This window comes from Vibrio sinaloensis DSM 21326, assembly GCF_000189275.1.
In the GTDB taxonomy this organism is placed as follows: Bacteria; Pseudomonadota; Gammaproteobacteria; order Enterobacterales; family Vibrionaceae; genus Vibrio; species Vibrio sinaloensis.
The window spans coordinates 34,451-53,263 of the sequence record NZ_AEVT01000059.1 but is presented as its reverse complement, the minus strand read 5'-3'; the positions used below and the strand labels follow the sequence as shown (position 1 = coordinate 53,263).

General features: G+C 47.8%; 16 protein-coding genes. 11 read left to right on the top strand and 5 right to left on the bottom strand.

What is annotated here, in order from left to right:
* Positions 1 to 2: 2 nt before the first annotated feature.
* Together RH45_RS10110 and RH45_RS10105 are read right to left on the bottom strand one after the other, a co-directional pair.
* Positions 3 to 533, bottom strand: a complete 531-nt coding sequence (locus RH45_RS10110) for a 3'-5' exonuclease (protein WP_008076730.1) — start codon at positions 531 to 533, stop codon at positions 3 to 5.
* 86 nt (positions 534 to 619) lie between these two features.
* Entirely contained in the window at positions 620 to 2,149 is a 1,530-nt protein-coding gene (locus RH45_RS10105; RefSeq protein ID WP_039958494.1) for a diguanylate cyclase, read from the bottom strand.
* A gap of 308 nt (positions 2,150 to 2,457) precedes the next feature.
* On the opposite strand from RH45_RS10105, the gene RH45_RS10100 reads away from it, so the two are divergent.
* Genes RH45_RS10100 through RH45_RS10090 form a run of 3 tightly spaced genes read left to right on the top strand, consistent with a single transcriptional unit; the run spans position 2,458 to position 7,911 of the window.
* The gene (locus tag RH45_RS10100; protein WP_008076727.1) at positions 2,458 to 3,090 is read left to right on the top strand and encodes a DUF2760 domain-containing protein; all 633 of its coding nucleotides are present in this window, start codon (positions 2,458 to 2,460) and stop codon (positions 3,088 to 3,090) included.
* Entirely contained in the window at positions 3,090 to 5,048 is a 1,959-nt protein-coding gene (locus RH45_RS10095) for an Hsp70 family protein (RefSeq protein WP_008076725.1), read from the top strand. The genes RH45_RS10100 and RH45_RS10095 overlap by 1 nt, the downstream gene beginning before the upstream one ends.
* Before the next feature lie 55 nt (positions 5,049 to 5,103).
* Positions 5,104 to 7,911, top strand: coding sequence for an Hsp70 family protein (locus RH45_RS10090; RefSeq protein WP_008076723.1), 2,808 nt, complete (start codon positions 5,104 to 5,106; stop codon positions 7,909 to 7,911).
* Between the two features lie 55 nt (positions 7,912 to 7,966).
* Here the strand turns inward: RH45_RS10090 and RH45_RS10085 are convergent, their stop codons facing one another.
* Positions 7,967 to 9,025 carry an AraC family transcriptional regulator gene (locus RH45_RS10085; protein ID WP_008076720.1) on the bottom strand — a complete coding sequence of 353 codons (1,059 nt, stop codon included), beginning with the start codon at positions 9,023 to 9,025 and terminating at the stop codon, positions 7,967 to 7,969.
* Between the two features lie 140 nt (positions 9,026 to 9,165).
* Here RH45_RS10085 and RH45_RS10080 point away from each other — a divergent pair, with 140 nt between their 5' ends.
* Positions 9,166 to 10,188, top strand: a complete 1,023-nt coding sequence (locus RH45_RS10080) for a DUF2804 domain-containing protein (RefSeq protein ID WP_008076718.1) — start codon at positions 9,166 to 9,168, stop codon at positions 10,186 to 10,188.
* A gap of 11 nt (positions 10,189 to 10,199) precedes the next feature.
* Complete coding sequence (locus RH45_RS10075; RefSeq protein ID WP_008076717.1) at positions 10,200 to 11,048, top strand: sterol desaturase family protein; 849 nt, start codon at positions 10,200 to 10,202, stop codon at positions 11,046 to 11,048.
* Between the two features lie 8 nt (positions 11,049 to 11,056).
* On the opposite strand, the gene RH45_RS10070 is transcribed toward RH45_RS10075, so the two are convergent.
* Positions 11,057 to 11,539 carry a hypothetical protein gene (locus tag RH45_RS10070; protein ID WP_008076716.1) on the bottom strand — a complete coding sequence of 161 codons (483 nt, stop codon included), beginning with the start codon at positions 11,537 to 11,539 and terminating at the stop codon, positions 11,057 to 11,059.
* Entirely contained in the window at positions 11,539 to 11,862 is a 324-nt protein-coding gene (locus RH45_RS10065) for a DUF805 domain-containing protein (protein ID WP_008076715.1), read from the bottom strand. Before RH45_RS10065 ends, RH45_RS10070 begins: the two co-directional genes overlap by 1 nt.
* Positions 11,863 to 12,043: 181 nt before the next feature.
* Here RH45_RS10065 and RH45_RS10060 point away from each other — a divergent pair, with 181 nt between their 5' ends.
* The 6 genes from RH45_RS10060 to RH45_RS10035 all read left to right on the top strand — a co-directional run bounded on the left by RH45_RS10060 (position 12,044) and on the right by RH45_RS10035 (position 18,805).
* Positions 12,044 to 13,096 carry a helix-turn-helix domain-containing protein gene (locus RH45_RS10060; protein WP_008076714.1) on the top strand — a complete coding sequence of 351 codons (1,053 nt, stop codon included), beginning with the start codon at positions 12,044 to 12,046 and terminating at the stop codon, positions 13,094 to 13,096.
* Between the two features lie 218 nt (positions 13,097 to 13,314).
* Positions 13,315 to 13,758 (top strand): META domain-containing protein, encoded by a 444-nt coding sequence (locus RH45_RS10055; RefSeq protein ID WP_008076713.1) that lies wholly within the window; start codon positions 13,315 to 13,317, stop codon positions 13,756 to 13,758.
* Between the two features lie 134 nt (positions 13,759 to 13,892).
* Positions 13,893 to 14,255, top strand: coding sequence for a hypothetical protein (locus RH45_RS10050; RefSeq protein WP_008076712.1), 363 nt, complete (start codon positions 13,893 to 13,895; stop codon positions 14,253 to 14,255).
* Between the two features lie 62 nt (positions 14,256 to 14,317).
* Positions 14,318 to 14,917 carry a thiol:disulfide interchange protein DsbA/DsbL gene (locus RH45_RS10045; protein WP_008076711.1) on the top strand — a complete coding sequence of 200 codons (600 nt, stop codon included), beginning with the start codon at positions 14,318 to 14,320 and terminating at the stop codon, positions 14,915 to 14,917.
* A 323-nt stretch (positions 14,918 to 15,240) separates the two neighbouring features.
* Entirely contained in the window at positions 15,241 to 16,335 is a 1,095-nt protein-coding gene (locus tag RH45_RS10040) for a NapC/NirT family cytochrome c (protein ID WP_039958493.1), read from the top strand.
* A 16-nt stretch (positions 16,336 to 16,351) separates the two neighbouring features.
* Positions 16,352 to 18,805, top strand: a complete 2,454-nt coding sequence (locus RH45_RS10035) for a molybdopterin guanine dinucleotide-containing S/N-oxide reductase (RefSeq protein WP_008076709.1) — start codon at positions 16,352 to 16,354, stop codon at positions 18,803 to 18,805.
* The last annotated feature ends 8 nt before the right edge of the window (positions 18,806 to 18,813 follow it).

The following is an 18,813-nucleotide window of genomic DNA, read 5'->3' as shown; positions in this document are numbered from 1 at the left end:
TTTTAAAACATCGTCAGTGCAAGTTTGGCCAAATTATAGGCATCAACATAGCCTGAATGCTGCCGACCTTCCCATTCAATGCCTTTACTTTCTTGCGCAGCTTTATGTCCAATGCGCTTATCTTTAAGGCGATTTTGAATTCGGTACAAGGTTGCCAAATTGATGAACTCTTTGAACGGCATTTCAATGCCCTTGTCTTGACATTCTTGCGCTAACACCAAATCATCGCGTCCCCAAGAGGCAAAAATCTTGTTCGACCCACCGAAGTTTTTGACCATCGACTTCAGTACTTCCTCTAACGGACGGCCTTGCTTCTCTATCTTACGCGGCGTTATTCCGGTTAACTCAACACAGAACATCGACACTTCGTCGTTTTCAGGTTTAACGTAATATTGTGCGCGCTTAACGATCTCACCTTTGGCCAGATCGATTTCCGCCAGCCCAACTTCAATGATTTCACCAGTCGTACCAACACCGTTTTCATTCCAACAGCACATCTCTAAATCGAAACAAACTATACGGTTGTGGTTCATCATCTACCTTACTTGAACTATTTGAAAGGCCGCGATTCTACATGAGAATCGACGACAATTCGAATCTTGATGGTTTAACTGCTGAGTTATTCTGCAATCGATACGCAATTGCGCCCAGCTTGCTTACTTTTGTACAGTTGCGAATCGGCTTTATTTTGAATCTCTTCCTCGGTTTCAGAAGTTCGAATCGCCGCGCCAATACTTAAGGTACATTGAATGCGCTTGTCGCCGTATAAATGCACAGACGTCGCAACCGCGCGTCCAATGCCATTGAGGTAATGAAACAACTCATTCGGTTCAGTGATGGTCGATACGATACAGAACTCATCGCCTCCCATGCGCACCAGTTCATCGTCTGGCATCAACTGCTGCTCGACGACATTCGCCACATGAATCAGCATTTCATCACCGGCAACATGACCAAAACTGTCATTGATGCGCTTAAACTTATCGATATCAAAGCCAACTAATGTAAAAACAGTCTCATTACGAACAAGGTCAAGCAATCGATCATTAAAGGCCCGTCGATTCAACACTCCGGTCAACGAATCGTGATTGACCATAAATTGCAGTTCTTTGGTTCGCTCATCAAGCAAAATAGACAAGTATTCTTTGTCTCTCACGGAAAGAAAGACGATATAACTCAGCAAACAGGCGATGACTAGGCCACCTAACCCTACCCCTTGCAGTACTAAAATATCATTGTTAGTCACTCGATTCGCTAGTTTAAAGTCCACAATCCATTCGCGGTTCGGTAACACCACCTTTTTACTAATTTCAAACCCTTGCCTTTCTTCCCAGTGGGGGCTTTGATACAAAATTGGATCATCTTCCGCTTCAAAGCCCATGTCGGTCACTTTCACCAGCAGCTCTTCTCCTGAGGCTGTGCGACCAATCAAGCCATCAAAATAACGAGTGGTGCGGATCACGCCAATCACAACACCGATTAATCGCTCTTGCTTGTCTCCTTTAAACACAGGATGGTAAACCAAAAGCCCCTCTTTCTTGACGCTTCTGTCCAGTCCATCTTGGATTAAACGAACCTTATCTGACACATTAGGTAAACCCGAGGCCCGGATGCCATCCAACACCAGTTGAAAACGCGTGCGAGAGGAGTAGAAACCCAGCAATTTTAGGTTGGCTTCATCGCGGGGATAGATGTCCGACGCTATGTAGATATCTTCATTGTTCGGCATGATATAGCCCAGTGTTTTCGGTCCATGCTTAGGCACGGTATAAAGGCTAAACTCTGGAAAACGTTGTCTTACTTGGGAGACATGGCTTTCAAGCTGCTGCTGCGATACTCGCTGCATCCATTGTAGGCTCACCAAAGAGTCAGAAGAAGCGATCAACTCATCGGCAAATACCGAGAATTGATGCCAATCTTCAGAGTCCGTTGCATGGAAAAAGTTTGCCCCAGCACCGATGAAATGCAAATCACTTTGTAGCGCTTGAGCCAAGTTCTCTGTTTGCTGCTCGGCTAGATTCGAGACGAGTGACTGGACATATTTAAGCTGTGATTTATACGCGAGAAACAACACCGTTGACGTTATCAGCATCGAAACGACAAAGGTAAAAAGAGGATAAAGGAATTTCTTAGGGATAGCTGATTGCATAATGGCTGTGTGCGATTGAGCGACGAATGTGCCGGGCAATCTTATATCCTTACATTCATAGACATAAAGAGATATTAGTTCATCTATCGCGAAAACCTAACCATCGTCACTCATTCAACTCAGTTAGGTGTTAAAAAGCGCTTAAAAACCCAGCATTCAAGACGCGTTCGCCAGGAATATCGGACATTTCTAGCAGCGACAGGCGTTGAATATGCTACTATTCGCCCCAATTTAGCAAAATAATTAGGCAAAAAGCCAAAGCAGAGATTGAGCCAATCTCTCCTTAAACCAAACAAAAGAGAAATGTCATGACGTTCGATTTACAAATGATCCCTCAAACGTTCGATATGCTTCACGCTGGTCTAACAGCATCTAGCGTTTTGCTACTTCTGATTGCGGTATCGCGCAAATCTAAAGTGGTAGAGAAAGTGGTTGAAAAACCAGTCGAAAAAATCGTTGAAGTTGAAAAACCGGTTGAGAAGATTGTTGAAGTTGAAAAAGTAGTAGAAGTTGAGAAAGTTATCGAAAAAGTGGTGGAAGTAGAATCCAAGCTTGCAACCGCTTCAACGGATTCAGCGATGCAACTCTTGTCAATCATGCAACAGGAAGCTCGTCTGATTGACTTCCTAAAAGAAGACCTAACGTCATTCTCTGATGAAGAAGTAGGCGCAGCTGCTCGCGTAATCCACACTGGCGGTCAGAAAGTACTGAACGACTACGTGACGCTAGCGCACGTTCGTAACGAAGACGAAGAAACTCGCATTACGGTTGAAGAAGGCTTCAACCCACAAGAAATCCGCCTAACTGGCAACGTAACAGGCAGCGCGCCATTCAACGGCACGCTAGTTCACAAAGGTTGGAAAGCAACATCAATGACGTTGCCTAAACTGGCTGAGAACTACGATGCATCTGTGATCGCTCCAGCTGAGGTTGAGCTGTAATGGAACACATGAACCAAGAAAACCATTCTCAAGAAGCGTCTGTTGAAACTCAACAGACGCCTAAATTCAGTGTTGGTATCGACTTAGGTACAACACACTGTGTCATGTCTTTTGTTGATACACACAACGAGGATGCTCGCGTTGAAGTGATGCCTATCCCGCAGTTGACTGCGCCGGGCACGGTAGAGACTCGCAGCCAATTAGGATCTTTCCTATACCAGCCGCACGAGCACGAAATGAACCCGCAATCTCGCGTTCTTCCGTGGTCAAGCGAGCCAAAAGCTCTGGTTGGTGCGATTGCACGTAACCTAGGTTCAAAAACCCCAATTCGTCTTGTTGCAAGTGCGAAATCTTGGCTTTGCCACGCTGGTGTGAATCGTCGTGATGCTTTCTTGCCAGCAGGTAGCCCAGAAGAAGTGGAAAAAGTATCCCCACTTCGTGCAACTGAGCTTTACCTAGAGCACTTAAAAGACGCTTGGAATCACACCAATCCAAATCACAACCTTGCCGATCAAGACGTAACTATTACAGTTCCTGCTTCTTTTGATCCTGCTGCTCGCGATCTCACTGCAGAAGCCGCACGCAACGTTGGTTTTGTGCACCTAACGCTTCTAGAAGAGCCACAAGCTGCGCTTTACAACTGGATTGATAACAGCAACGACAAATGGCGCGATGAAGTGGAAGTTGGCGACATCGTACTTGTGGTCGATATCGGTGGTGGTACAACTGACCTTTCTTTAGTTGAAGTCACTGAAGACGACGGCAACCTGACTCTTAACCGTATCGCAGTAGGCGAACACATCCTACTTGGCGGTGACAACATGGATCTTGCACTTGCGTACCGCTTGAAGATGAAGCTAGCGCAAGAAGGCAAAGAGCTACAGCCATGGCAAGTTCAGGCGATGACGCACGCATGTCGTGATGCGAAAGAAGCGCTATTGAACGACAGCGAACTTCAGTCAGTGCCAATTGTCGTACCAAGCCGAGGTTCTAAACTGCTTGGTGCAACGCTGAAAACAGAACTGACTCAAGAAGAAGTGCAGCAAACTCTGGTTGACGGCTTCTTCCCTCAAGTTGCGATTACTGATCACCCTGTTCAACGTAACCGTGGCGCACTAACGCAAATGGGTCTGCCTTATGCACAAGATGCAGGTATCACTCGTCACATTGCAGCCTTCTTGTCTAAGCAAGCCAATGCCCTTTCCGCTTCAGGAAATGGTAGCGCAGAAGCCGCTCAAGACTTCAACCCATTCGCAAACATGCCTGGTATGCCAGGTGCGGATGCTGCGCAATCGGCTGACTTCATCAAGCCAACGGCAATCCTATTCAACGGTGGTGTTCTAAAATCCACACTTCTAGCCACTCGTCTAGAAGACACGATTAACGAATGGTTACTGGAAGCAGATGCGGAACTGGCTAAACGCCTAACAGGCGTGGATCTAGACCTTGCGGTTGCGAGTGGTGCAGCTTACTACGGTTCTGTACGTCGTGGTCAAGGCGTTCGTATCCGTGGCGGTATTGCTTCGGCATACTACGTGGGTATCGAAAGTGCAATGCCTGCGATTCCGGGCATGGCCCCTCCAATGGAAGCACTGTGTGTGGCTCCATTTGGTATGGAAGAAGGCTCAAGCGTTGACGTACCAAGCCAAGAGTTTGGTTTGATCATCGGTCAGCCAGTTAACTTCCAATTCTTTGGCTCAACCGTTCGCCGTGATGATCTAGCAGGTACTCACCTAGATTACTGGGCTCCAGAAGAGCTTGAAGAGCTACCAGAAATCCAAGTGACCTTACCTGTCTCGGAAGGTCGCCGTGAAGGTGAAGTGGTTCCAGTAACCCTAGCCTCTCGCGTCACAGAGCTTGGTACGCTTTACCTAGAAGCCATCGCCGCAGACAACGGACAAAAATGGCATGTCGAGTTTGATGTACGCGAAGACGCGAACACAAGCGAAGCAGAATAACTAGACATCAACGGCATCCAATCGGGTGCCGTTTTTTAAAGACACGAAGGTATGTATGGCATCTCCTCGTTTTCTTGTCGGTATTGACCTTGGCACCACAAATACAGTGGTCGCCTATTGTGAAATTACCGACAACCTTGAACAATCCGAAGTATCCCTGTTCGATATTGACCAGTTGATTGGTCCGGGCGAAGTGGTTCGTAAACCACTACTGCCCTCATTCCGTTATCACCCAGCAGAAGGTCAAATCTCCCCCTCAGACTTAATCCTCCCTTGGGAAAATGAATCTGTTCCCGGCGACATCAGCAATGTAATCGTCGGTGAATGGGCTCGTGAATTAGGCGCGAAAGTGGAAGGACGTCAGGTATCCAGTGCTAAAAGCTGGTTATCACACCAGGCGGTGGATCGTAGTTCAGACATTCTGCCTTGGGCTGGCGCGCAAGACGTTGATAAAGTCTCCCCCGTCATTGCCAGCGCAAGCTACCTTAACCACATTCGCCAAGCATGGAACTACCGTCATCCTAGCAATAAGTTAGAAGACCAAGATGTGGTAGTGACCGTTCCAGCTTCGTTCGATGAAACCGCTCGTAAACTCACGCTTGAAGCGGCTGAGCTGGCAGGTTTAAAGAAAATCGTCCTGCTCGAAGAGCCACAAGCGGTCTGTTACGACTGGTACGCACGCCACCAGCAAACCGCAGCTGATGAACTCAAAGAGTTACCGCTGATTCTGGTGTGTGATGTGGGCGGCGGTACCACCGATTTGAGTTTAATCGAAGCAAAGTACCACAATGATGAACTGGGACTGGATCGCATTGGCGTGGGTGAACACCTAATGCTCGGTGGTGATAACCTCGACTTAGCATTAGCGCACCTTGCAGAAAGCCGCTTCAATCAAAGTAAAAAACTCACCGCAGCAAGCCTGACTAAGTTGATTCAGCAAACTCGTAAAGCAAAAGAAAACTTGCTTTCAGCGAGTGCGCCAGAAGAAGTAAAAATCACCATGCTGGGCAGTGGGTCTAAACTTCTGGGCGGAACAAAGAGCATTGCACTAAGCAAACAAGAAGTGCACCAAATTGCTTTGGATGGCTTCTTCCCGCGTTCTGATTTCAGTGAAGTGCCAGATAAACGCCGCAGCGCGGTGGTCGAGTTTGGTCTTCCCTACGTTGCTGACCCGGCAGTGAGTAAGCACGTCGCCGAATTTTTAACTCAGCATCAACAGGTCTCTCGCGCCGCGCTTGGCATTGAAGATGACAAACAAAATGCTATCCCCGTTGGAATACTGCTTAATGGTGGTGTATTCAACAGTGAATTGGTCACAGAGCGTGTCACCACATTGCTTTCTGATTGGCGCGGAGCGCCTGTCACCGTGCTGGATAACCCACACCCAGATTGGTCTGTGGCTCTTGGTGCTGTTGCATTTGGTAAAGCGCGTCGCGGGGCACAACTCAAGATCGGTGGTGGTGCCGCACGTTCTTACTTTTTGCACCTGCAAGAAAAGAACAAGATGGGTAAAGCGCTTTGCTTGCTGGCGAAAGGGACAGAAGAAGGCAACGAAATTCGCCTCAGTGGACGTCGCTTTTCGTTAACGCTTGGTGAGCCAGTACGCTTTAACCTGTTGACATCGACTCACGATACATTAAGCCAAAACACCGCCATTCAAAACGGCGTAATGGTTGACGTTGACCCAGATTTGTTTGCACCTCTGCCACCTTACATCACCACCCTTGAAGGCGAAGGTGCCGAGCTGAAAGCCAACCAGAAAGAGCGCGTCGAAGTGCAACTGGCGTGTCAGTTGACAGAAGTAGGCACACTGAAAATGGAGTGTGTCAGTGCGGAAAACGACAACAAACGCTGGCAGTTAGAGTTTGAAGTTCGCAACAAGCAGGCCGAAGAAGAGGATCAGGTTGAACTTCACCCTCGCCTGAATGAGTGTAAAGAACTGATCGGTCGTATCTACAGCGGCAATAAAAAAAGCGCCGATGGCAAAGAGATCAAAACCCTTGCTAAAGATCTAGAAAAGAAACTTGGCAAGCGCGACGAGTGGGACTTTACCACTTTGCGTCATCTCTTTGATGCCTTTGCTCAAGGTCGAAAGCGTCGTCGTCGTTCAGAGCCACACGAGAAAAACTGGCTGCGTTTAGCTGGCTTCTCGTTACGACCTGGCTTTGGTGATGCCACCGACTCTTGGCGTATTGAGCAAGTTTGGGGGCTGTACCAACAAGGCATTCAGTTTAAAAATCATCAAGGTTGGACAGATTGGTGGGTCTTCTGGCGACGCGTTGCTGGCGGACTAAGCCAAGAGCAACAAGAAACGATATTGGCCGACATCGCCAAATACCTCCACCCTGGTGCAATGAAGAATCCGCAGTCGGCAAAAGCAGCACAAGACATGGGCTATGAATCTATGGTTCGCCTTGCAGCCTCTTTGGAGCAATTGGAAGTTGAAGACAAAGTGCTACTGGCAAGCTGGTTTATGAATAAAGCGATTAATCACAATCAGTTCGAGCAAGCACATTGGTGGGCTCTAGGGCGACTCGCTTCGCGAACACCTCTGTATGGTAGCCAACACAGTGTCATCCCTCGCGAGCAGGCTGAACAGTGGTTGCCAAAGCTGCTCGAACAGAACTGGCTCAAAGAGCCGATGATTGCGTTTGCCGCGGTGATGATTTGTCGTAAGACAGGCGATCGCCTATTCGATATTTCGGATGATTATCGCACGCAAGTCCTGACTAAGCTCAAACAAAGTAAGGTGCCAGAGTCTTGGGTCTCCTTGGTGGAAGAAGTCAAAGAGCTGTCGGAAAGCGAATCGAAGCGAGTCTTTGGTGATGCACTTCCAAGCGGTTTAACACTGGTCAATCATTAAACCTGAATAGACAAAACTGCCAGCCTAGCTGGCAGTTTTCACGTCTTTTTTATACTCAAGCATTATCGCTGCTACTCGCGCAGCGCACTTGTTGACGCAGTACCGAAGGTGGAAACTGGGTCCAGGCTTTAAATGCGCGGCGGAAATTGGCACTGTCACTGTACCCCAAGCGAAACGCAATCTCGTCAACGGTCAGTTCCGTTTGCAGCAACATCTCCGTTGCCACATCTCGCACGACGTCGTTACGTAGCGATTGGAAGCTCACTCCTTGCTTTTTCAGCTCTCGTCTCAATGTCCGTGACGAGCAGCCGTGCTCTGTCGCAACCTCTTCAATCGTCGGTAATCTGGCTGGTTGCTGATACAAGCTGAACTTTATCTGTTGCGCCAAAGATTGAGGAGACTCCAAGGTTTCAATGATGGATTGGCAAGATTGCAACGATTGCCGTAATGCCATCGAGTCATATTCGGCCACCGGTTGGTGCAATGCGTGTAGAGAAAAGCGCAACTCAATGTTGGCTTGTTGAAACTCAATCGGACATTCGAAACATGATTGGTATTGTTGGACATAACTCGGTGGGGTGTAGGGAAGCTTAAGTTGGCTAAGCGTCAGATTTTGCCCCGTTAACTGGCGAAACATCGACACGATCGCGCTAAGAAAAAATTCACTGCAGAACGGCAATAACTCCCCAATATCCATGGTATTTTCGATTTGGATAACCGCCTCACTGTCACTGCGCATTAAGCGGACAGAAAACAGAGGCCCATTTAAACGCAGATATTTAAAACCCGTCTTGACTGCATCTAACACGGAAGGACTGGTGGCAATCGCGTAACCAAGAACGCCAAATTGACTAAGGCTAGCCTGCTGACCCGCCCGCAAGCCAATCCCCTCGTTTGGGTACGCTTGGCAAACGGCTTGAAACAGGCGCAATTTATCAGCATAACTGAGCAGAGACTCCCGACTCGCCCAATCACGGTTCGCCATCGCAAGTGGGTTGAGTAAACCTTCGATATTGGCCCCTTTCCAATGCAGAGTCTGCATCAACAAAGCAACATCGAGCGTACCAAGTTGGTAGCGGTGCTCCGTGGGTTGATATTGGGCGATTAATTCCAAAGCTCACCTCCATTAACGAACTCAATCCGCAGCCAACATGCCGCAAGGTGATCAATTACACACCTTTGTCCGAATATGACCTCACATCATGCTCAAGTCCAAGCAACAATAAGAAATGTGTGAACAGATGGTTAAATTTTATGATTCTAGAAAAAGGCGTCTACCGTGCGCCGGATTCACTCATCGGTTCGGATGGTCGCCCACTCATTGGGCAATTTGACGGCATCCCGAAACAATTAGGGGTCGATAAATTCGACTACCGTACCAACATGGATAGACAAGCCAGCAAGTTGGACAAGCATTTTCACTATAAGCAGTTTCAATTTGTGAGCCTGTTTGTCGGGCGCTACGTCATAGGTGTCGCGATTGCCGACATCCGCTATCTCGGTTCGTCATTCTGTTACGTTTATGATGTCGACAACGACGAGTTGCTTGAACAAAACTGGCTTCGTCCATTCGGCTTCGATAAATCGATGACTTGCTCACCCTTTCAAGGTTCAACCTGCATCGCGGGTAAACAAGTTCAATTTCATATCTATGACGGTATTTGGCAACTTGAGATAAGGACGTCGCAGATCAACGCCAACCTCTATTTACAGCCAAATGAAGATAGCCAGCCTATCGCAATGTGCACACCAACCGGTTACTCAGGTTGGACTTACACGCAAAAGCATAATGCATTAAAGGTTGAGGGTGTGCTTAGTATCCAAGGCCAACCCATTGATATAAGTGAGGCACTAGCAGGCTATGACTTTTCAGCCGGATACATGCGACGGGAAACCAGTTGGCGCTGGGCAAGCATCAGCAGTAACGTTTCGGGTTGCACACTTGGACTAAATTTAGCCGCAGGCGTCAACGAAACGGGCAGCAGTGAAAATGTTATCTGGGTCGATGGTCAGCGTCATTTGCTCGGCCCGGTCCATTTTCAATTTCAGCGTTGCGAGCGCTTGGAACAATGGAAAATCTTCTCAGAATCCGGCCAAGTAGATTTGCAATTTCAACCTATTAATCAGCGTAGCGAAAAACTGAACTTTTGGTGGATCAAAAGTAACTTCCGCCAATTCATCGGCCACTTTTCAGGCACCATTATCGATAACTCTGGGGTTAGTCATACGCTCGATAGAGTTCTCGGCTTGACCGAAGACCATTTTGCCCGTTGGTAAAGGAGAACACTATGGATCCCACTATGTTGGTCGATAACCCTGAGTGGCTACTTATCGTGTTAGCCCCTGTGTTCATCATCTGCATGTTGGCAGAGTATGGTCTTGGACAACGCAACCATCGACTTCCCGCCAACTCACGTTACTCGTTACCTGAAGTGGTGTGCAATTTTACCTTGGCGGGCATGCACCAACTTGCCGACTTGCTGACCGGGTTGCTGATTGTAAAGTTTTATCTGTGGTTATTTGGTTGGCGCTTGTTCGATATCGAAATCTCAGTCGCAAGCTTTATCGCCTTAATGGTGCTGCAAGATTTTTGCTATTACTGGTTTCATAGAGCCAGCCATCGAGTCCGCTGGATGTGGGCAGCACATGTCGCGCACCATAGCTCTGAAAACATGAATTTCAGCACGGCATTTCGCCAAAGCCTTATGTATCCGTTGGCGGGGATGTGGCTGTTTTGGGTCCCGTTGGTGATCATTGGTTTTGAACCTAAGTGGGTTGTTTTCGTTGTGTTGCTTAATCTTGGTTTACAATTTTTCGTTCATACCCAGTGGATTGATAAGCTCGGGCCTATTGAAAAGGTGTTTAATACCCCCTCTCACCATCGAGTCCATCACGGCACCAACCCGCAATACATCGACAAAAACTACGCCGGGGTTCTGATCGTCTGGGATAAATTGTTTGGCACGTATGAACCGGAAGTCGAAACGGTGCGTTATGGTGTCACAAAACCAGTCAATAGCTTTAATCCAATCACAGTGACATTTCATGAATGGCGCGAGCTTTGGGCTGATGCATTCCACCAGCCCATGACCATCAAGCAACGGCTCAAAGTCCTCTTATCTCCGCCGCGTGACTAGCCCCAATATTACAAACAAACTGGCGTTGGCTTGTCGTTTAGCAGCCACGACACCCAACGCCGCTTCGAGTGCAACACAAACCCTTCTTCCGACTCTATGCCAGTAACCACATACCCATCGTTTGCAGTGTTGTGGGCGCTACTGGCTATGCTCCAATCCGTGCTATCAATCCGTTCTCCGGCCAACAGCGCGTTACTCAGCGCCGCACTGGTCACCACAATCGATAAACCTTGCTGGTTGCTAATGCCAATCCCAGACGAGCGTATACTGCCAACCGCTACCGGAACATCAATACTACAATGGATGCCAGTTGAGTCCACACTGACATACTTCCCTTCTCCCACACGCCCTTGAAGCCAAAAAAGCTCACCTTGGGTCATGCTGGGCACTGTGAGCAAGCCAAACGCATTAGAAGGGATAGTGACTTCCTCTGCCCATACAGCGCCCGACGCGCAAATCACAATCAATAAGACCGCTATGACTTTCTTCATCACGCAACCTCCTGAGGCTGGCTTGGCAAACACAGCCAATAGATCACAATGAACGGTCCAACAACAGGCACAAAAAATAGCCAACCCCACCAACCACTGCGCTGGATATCATGCAAACGTCGGGTAACGATAGCGAACAGTGGAAGCAAACTCACTATCCCATATATCACATCCGCGCCTAACCGGAGATCGAGGGCAATATCCACCCCAATACACCCAGCACTCACCAAGGTGTGAACCAGCACAAAGACCCAAAACTCTTTCCGTGATGAGCGGGACGAATAAACCAAGCAACGCTGCCATGCTAATAAGTATTGTGACATTTTGTTCTCCTCATATTGAGCAAACAAAAGTAATCATTTAGCCCCATTAAAACGTCCTAGAACGGGTTTGAGGTCGTACTATTACCCGTTTTAGTCTTATTGTTGCTTTTTATCCTGCATACAATTGATTACTCTAACTCTCTGTCATATAGAGAAAAACTGCTCAACGATAGGATGCATTATGTTGGCTATTCCCGTTCCATTTGTTGTCTCACTGCTTTTTGGCCTAGTCGCAGTCTCTTTATATTTACGACATGATCAACAAGTGAAATCGGCTTGCCAGTTTCTCCTGCTTTGCGCGCTCACTACTTTCGTTGTTGGCCTGAGGTGGTCGTTCGAGCTCTCTTTGTTAAAGATACTGCAACCTGTCTTGGCCGCTTCCATCCCCGTGGCAGCATGGCACACTTTTGCTCAAACCGCTCAGTCAAGACATTCACGTTGGCACTTTGCAGTCCCGCTGTTAATCCTGATTTGCATCTTTAGCCAATCTTGGCTGGTGGCTCCGCTTGACTTTATTCTGACCATTATCTATTTGGCTTATGGCGTAGCACTGCTGCGAGTCGCAGCCAAAGATAGCTTGCTTATCAATGTCAGCTTGGGGAACTGGGAGTCAGTTAATCATGCTCAAAAGCTGGCAGGTTGGATGTTGTTGTTTTCTGCGTTTATCGATGGGGCGATATCTCTCGACTTCGCCGTCAACCAAGGGCAATTCGCCGCCTACATTCTTACTATTGGTCATCTCGTGTTGCTACCTGTGCTTTCTCTCGCCGTGGTGGTTGCAGACATTCATACCACACCAACAAATAATCACGACGAGCAACAACCCAAGCAACAAAGCGAACGAAACCAGCCGACCACAGACATCTCACCGATGCTATCTCGTCAGCAAGCTCAAGACATTGTCGATGCATTGGATGAAAACATGCGCAGTAAAGCGAGCTACCTTGATCCCGAGTTAACCTTATCTAAGCTGTCAAGAAAGTTAGGCTACCCCGCGAAACAAATCTCGATGGCGGTCAATCAAATCCACCAGCGCAACATTTCTAAGCTGATCAATGAATATCGAATAGAACATGCCCAGCAAGCGTTGTGCACCAGCCAAGACACAATCACTCAAATATTTCTCAACTGCGGTTTTCAAACCAAATCAAACTTTAATCGCGAGTTCACCCGAGTCAGCGGTATGACACCGAGCCAGTATCGAAAAAAACATCGTCACTCATCGGCGCAGTAGGAGCGAAAACGGTTGAGCGCTTGAGGGCGAATTTCATTTGCCCCTTTAATCCTACAAACCAAGCTCACCAAAGATGACAGGCTTTCACTACAACCCGCTGATTAAACTGGGTTATCACTTTTTCATGACATTAGCCCCGGCAAAGCGCGCATAAAATTTGGATGATGTAACACCATTCGGTTTACATTTTGGTAAACCTACTCTAGGAGTCATTAATTATGCAGTTTAACTTAAAAACCTCTTTACTCGCGGTTGCGCTACCTGTTCTTGCAACAGCTTGTGTTTCTAATGGTGGCAATAACAACTTTAGAGATGTTACTCCGCAAAAATTACAGCACAATAAATGGGAACTCGTGAGTATCAACGGTGAGCAAATCCAAACTAACAATCACCAAACTGCTCCTTTTATTGAAATCGGTGCAAACCTTGAAACCAACGGTAATACGGGTTGCAACAACTTCAAAGGAACAGGTGAACTTGGTGAGCGCAAATTCCGCGTTAATCGCATGGCGATGACTAGAAAAATGTGTCCAGGCAATGCGAACGATATCGAAAAAGCCGTATTTAACACCTTGTCAGACTGGAGTGAAATCGCGGTTCCGAACAACCTGCTGATCATCCAAGATGATGAAAACACGCTTGAGTTTAAACGAGCGAAATAACTTAATGATTAAAGCAGCCTTGGGCTGCTTTTTTCTTATTCCCCAACATGATCGCGAATTGACTTGTACGACATAAAAGCTTGGCTTTATCGATAAATCAGTTAAGCTAACGCTAGTTGCTCAAAGGATTTGTTGTGTTGTTTTCCAGTCGCCAGTTCGTTTTCACTTTTATTGTTAGCTGTGCATTGCTACTTAGCAGTGTTACGGTTGGTGTGAAAGCCAGTGAAGTGAATTGGAATGCCGCCAACCAGCCCGTGATTACCCTCAATACTCTCGGCCTGCTCCACCCAATGGAGTGCGCGATTCATTCGCAGATTGAGCCTCAATCGCCGCATCATTGCTGTGCGTCGATATGTTTGATGAAAATGCCTTGTGGTCAATCCATTGAAACCACTCACGGTCCGTTATCCTCTCTCGCTTTAATCGGCAAAGATGACAACAAGAAAGCGATTACACGCGTTCAAACCCTATTTCGCCCTCCGATTTCCCTTTCCTAAATTTGCTCCAAACTATGGCTGATTCGAAGCCGTACACGCTATTTTTAATTTAGGAATTGATAATGAAAAAACTGATTACCCTATTCGCCATGCTGATCACGGCGTTCAACCTGCATGCTGCGCAATTTGAAGAAGGCACTCACTACAAGGTGCTAGACAGCGAGAAGTCCGCGTCACCAAAAGTCACTGAGTTCTTCTCTTTCTACTGTCCACATTGTTATAAATTTGAACCTGTGATCGATAACCTAAAAGCCTCACTACCCGAAGGTGCCAAATTCGAAAAAGTTCACGTCGCTTTTATGGGCTCAGAGATGGCAGTCCCTATGGCGAAGTCTTACGCAACCATGGTGGCGTTAGATGTTGAGAAAACAATGGTGCCAGCGATGTTCAAGCAAATTCACGAACTGCGCAGCGCGCCTAAGAATGAAGCTGAGCTGAAACAAATCTTTGTTGATCACGGCGTCGACGGCAAGAAGTTCGATTCTGCTTACAACAGCTTTGTGGTCAATTCGATGCAACGTGGTTTTGATAAGCAATTTACCAGCAGCACATTGACAGGTGTTCCAGGTGTGCTCGTGAACAACAAGTACATTGTTAAAGCGGATCAAATTCGCTCATATGAAGAGTACAACCAGTTGGTTAACTACTTACTCACCTTGTAACTCGTTCACCAAATTCGCTAACCAAAAGCCAGGGTCTCACTCTGGCTTTTTTTGTGCTTGCCATAGCGACTCTCTCCCCTGGTTCCTTGTTCCTTCCCCCGGAAATCATCGATTTAACTAATTACTTCATGCAATTAATAAACCGCAAGAATGATACTAACTCGTTATAAAATTCCAAAAAATGAGATAAAGGTCAGCCAATTGCAAAATATACGTCGGCCATTGCACATTTTTTCCGAAAACTGATCTAGGTCAATTACTACTACCCCTAAAGGAGTAAGTTGCGCCAATTCGTGTGTTTTTGTAAAGAGTTATTACAAACTATGTCAATAAAGAAGCGTTATCTTTTGCTTATCGCCGCAGTTGGTGTCGGTATTGGTTGGGTTACCTTAGGTGGAACAGCCGCAGTGATGCACTACACCTCCAGTACCGAATTCTGTGTATCTTGTCACTCAATGAAGGCACCTTACGAGGAGTACCAGGGTTCGGTCCACTTCAGTAACGCCAAAGGTATTCGTGCAGAGTGCGCGGACTGCCATATCTCATCCGATCCGGTCGATTACCTGATCACAAAAGTACGTGCCAGCAAGGATATCTATCACGAGTTTGTCTCTGGAAAAATCGAGACTCCAGAGCTGTATGAATCGCATCGTAAAGAGATGGCGGAAACCGTTTGGGACCAATTCCGTCAAAATGATTCCGCCACCTGTCGCTCTTGCCACGATTTTGGCGCGATGGAGCAGTATGAACAGTCTCGTGACGCGGCAAAAATGCACGCTTACGCGAAAGCCAACGACCAAACTTGTATCGACTGTCACAAAGGTATGGCTCACTTCGCGCCAAAAGCTGAGCTTGATAGCAAAGCCTTCGATACCTTAATGGCCTTCACTCAACATACCAAAGCTGATGCGGATGTTGTCTACCCAGTTATGGACATCGCCATCGGTGATTTTGGCCACATCAGCCCGACTGCAACACTTAAAGTGCTAGAGGCAGAGGGTGATAAGCGCACCGTTGAGCTGAATGCTTACCAGATGAAAGGCGCAGAGCAAGTGCTTTACATGGGTGAAGGTCAGCGTGCAATCGTTGCCAAGCTGACTCAAGCAGGGCAAGACGCATTGGAGACTGGCGACTACCAAACAGATGCTTACGGGAATGATTGGCGCTCAGTAACACTGACTGGCGAAATCAACTCTCCTGTTGTGGATAGCCTAGAACCGGTTTGGACTTACGCGGAACAGCTAGACAACGTTTACTGCTCTACGTGTCACTCTAAAATTCCGGGTGAACACTTCACGGTTAACGCATGGGGCCCAGTTGCTAAAGGTATGGGTGCGCGTACAGACATCTCGCCAGAAAACTTGGAGCTGTTAACTAAGTACTTCCAAAACCACGCTAAAGACGTTGTTGGCCACTAAGAAGAGGATAATAAAAATGACAAACATTACCCGTCGCGGATTCTTAAAAGGCACAGGCATGGCAGCAGGTGCGATGGCGATCTCGTCGCTATCACCAATGTCACTCGCAGCAAGCCATCAACGTGGTAAAGGCGTACTCACGGCTGGCCGTATGGGACCGATGCTATGTGAAGTGAAAGATGGCAAGTTGGTATCAACGACCAATGCCATCGCGCAAACCGTAGTGAACAGCTTGCAAACAACAGGTCCTGATCAAGTTCATACCAAAGCGCGTGTGAAATATCCTATGGTGCGTAAAGGCTTTTTAGCCAACCCATCAGCACCACAGGGAGTTCGCGGAGATGATGAGTTTGTTCGTGTCTCTTGGGATGATGCGTATAAGCTGATCCACGAGCAACACATGCGCATTCGTCAAAACAACACGCCAGATGCGGTATTCGCAGGCTCTTACGGTTGGCGTTCGAGCGGCGTACTGCACAAGGCGCAAACTTTACTACAGCGTTACATGGGTATGGCTGGTGGCTACTCTGGCCATACTGGTGACTACTCAACCGGTGCGGCGCAGGTCATCATGCCGCACGTAGTCGGCTCAATTGAAGTTTACGAGCAGCAAACCACACACCCTATGGTTCTTGAGCACAGTGATGTCGTGGTTCTTTGGGGTCTAAACCCAATGAACACGCTTAAAATCTCCTGGAGTTCAACCGATGGCTCGGGGCTGGAATTCTTCCACCAGCTAAAAAAATCGGGCAAAACCGTCATTGCGATTGACCCAATGCGCTCAGAGACAATTGAGTTCTTTGGTGACAACGTTCAATGGGTTGCACCGCACCCAATGACCGACGTTGCCATGATGTTAGGTATCGCGCATAGCTTGGTGAAGAAAGGCCTCCACGATAAGGCGTTCCTCGACAAGTACACCGCTGGCTATGACCGATTCGAAGCTTACCTCATGGGTAAAGAAGATGGCGTAGAGAAAACGGTTCAGTGGGCAGAGAAAATCTGTGGTGTTTCGGCCAAGCAACTTGAAATGCTTGCGGAAATTTTCAGCAGCAACCGAACCATACTTATGGCTGGCTGGGGCATTCAACGTCAGCAATATGGCGAGCAGCGCCACTGGATGCTAGTGACCTTGGCTGCAATGCTCGGCCAAATTGGTCTACCAGGCGGCGGCTTTGGATTCTCTTATCACTACTCCAACGGTGGTAACCCATCCCGTGATGCGGGTGTATTGCCCGCGATGTCGGCGTCTTTGGGTGCAACGGCAGGAAGCGATGAGCGTGGTTGGTCGGCGTCTTCTAAAGTCCTCAACTCGTTCCCTGTCGCGCGCATCGTTGAAGCCTTGGAAAACCCAGGCAAAACCTACCAACACAACGGCCATGATCGCGTGTTCCCAGACATCAAGATGATCTGGTGGGCTGGTGGCGGTAACTTCACCCATCACCAAGATACCAATCGCCTGATCAAAGCGTGGCAAAAGCCTGAGCTGGTTGTGATCTCAGAGATCTACTGGACAGCTGCCGCTAAACACGCTGACGTGGTGCTGCCAATTACCACCTCGTTTGAGCGTAACGATTTAACCATGACAGGTGACTACAGTAACCAACATTTGGTTCCTATGAAGCAAGTTGTTGAACCACAAGGAGAAGCACGTAATGACTTCGACGTATTTGCTGACATGGCTGAATTGTTGGCTCCGGGTGGGCGCAATGCTTATACCGAAGGCAAAACTGAAATGGAATGGCTGTACCAGTTCTACAAAGCCGCTCAACAAGGTGGCCGAGCAGCACGAGTCGCGATGCCCAACTTCAGTAAATTCTGGGAAGACAACCAGTTAATCGAAATGAAGTGGAACGAAAGCAATGCCAAGTTCGTTCGCTACGCCGACTATCGTAAAGATCCGGTGATGAACCCGCTTGGCACTCCGAGTGGTAAGATTGAAATTTTCTCTAAGACCATCGAAGGCTTTAAGTTACAAGACTGCCCTGCTCACCCAACTTGGCTAGAGCCAACGGAGTACACAGGAAATGCCCAGGTGGATGAACTGCAGTTGATGACGTCACATGCCGCGCATCGCCTACATAGCCAGTTCAACTACGCTAAGATTCGCGAAGAGTATGCGATTGCTGATCGTGAGCCAATCTGGATTCATCCCAACGATGCTAAAGTTCGCGGGATTAAGACTGGCGACCTAGTACGCGCTTACAACAAACGCGGTCAAGTTTTGGTTGGTGCACTGGTCACTGATGCAATTAAACCCCGCTCAGTCTGTGTGCATGAAGGTGGCTGGCCTGACTTAGACAAAGAAACAGGGCTATGTAAAAACGGCGGCGCGAATGTGCTGACGCTTGATATCCCATCTTCTCGCTTAGCCAATGGTTGTGCTGCAAACTCATCCCTTGTACGTATCGAGAAGTACACAGGTGTCGCACCTGAATTGACCGCGTTTAACCCACCGAAAAACGGCTAAATGCGAGC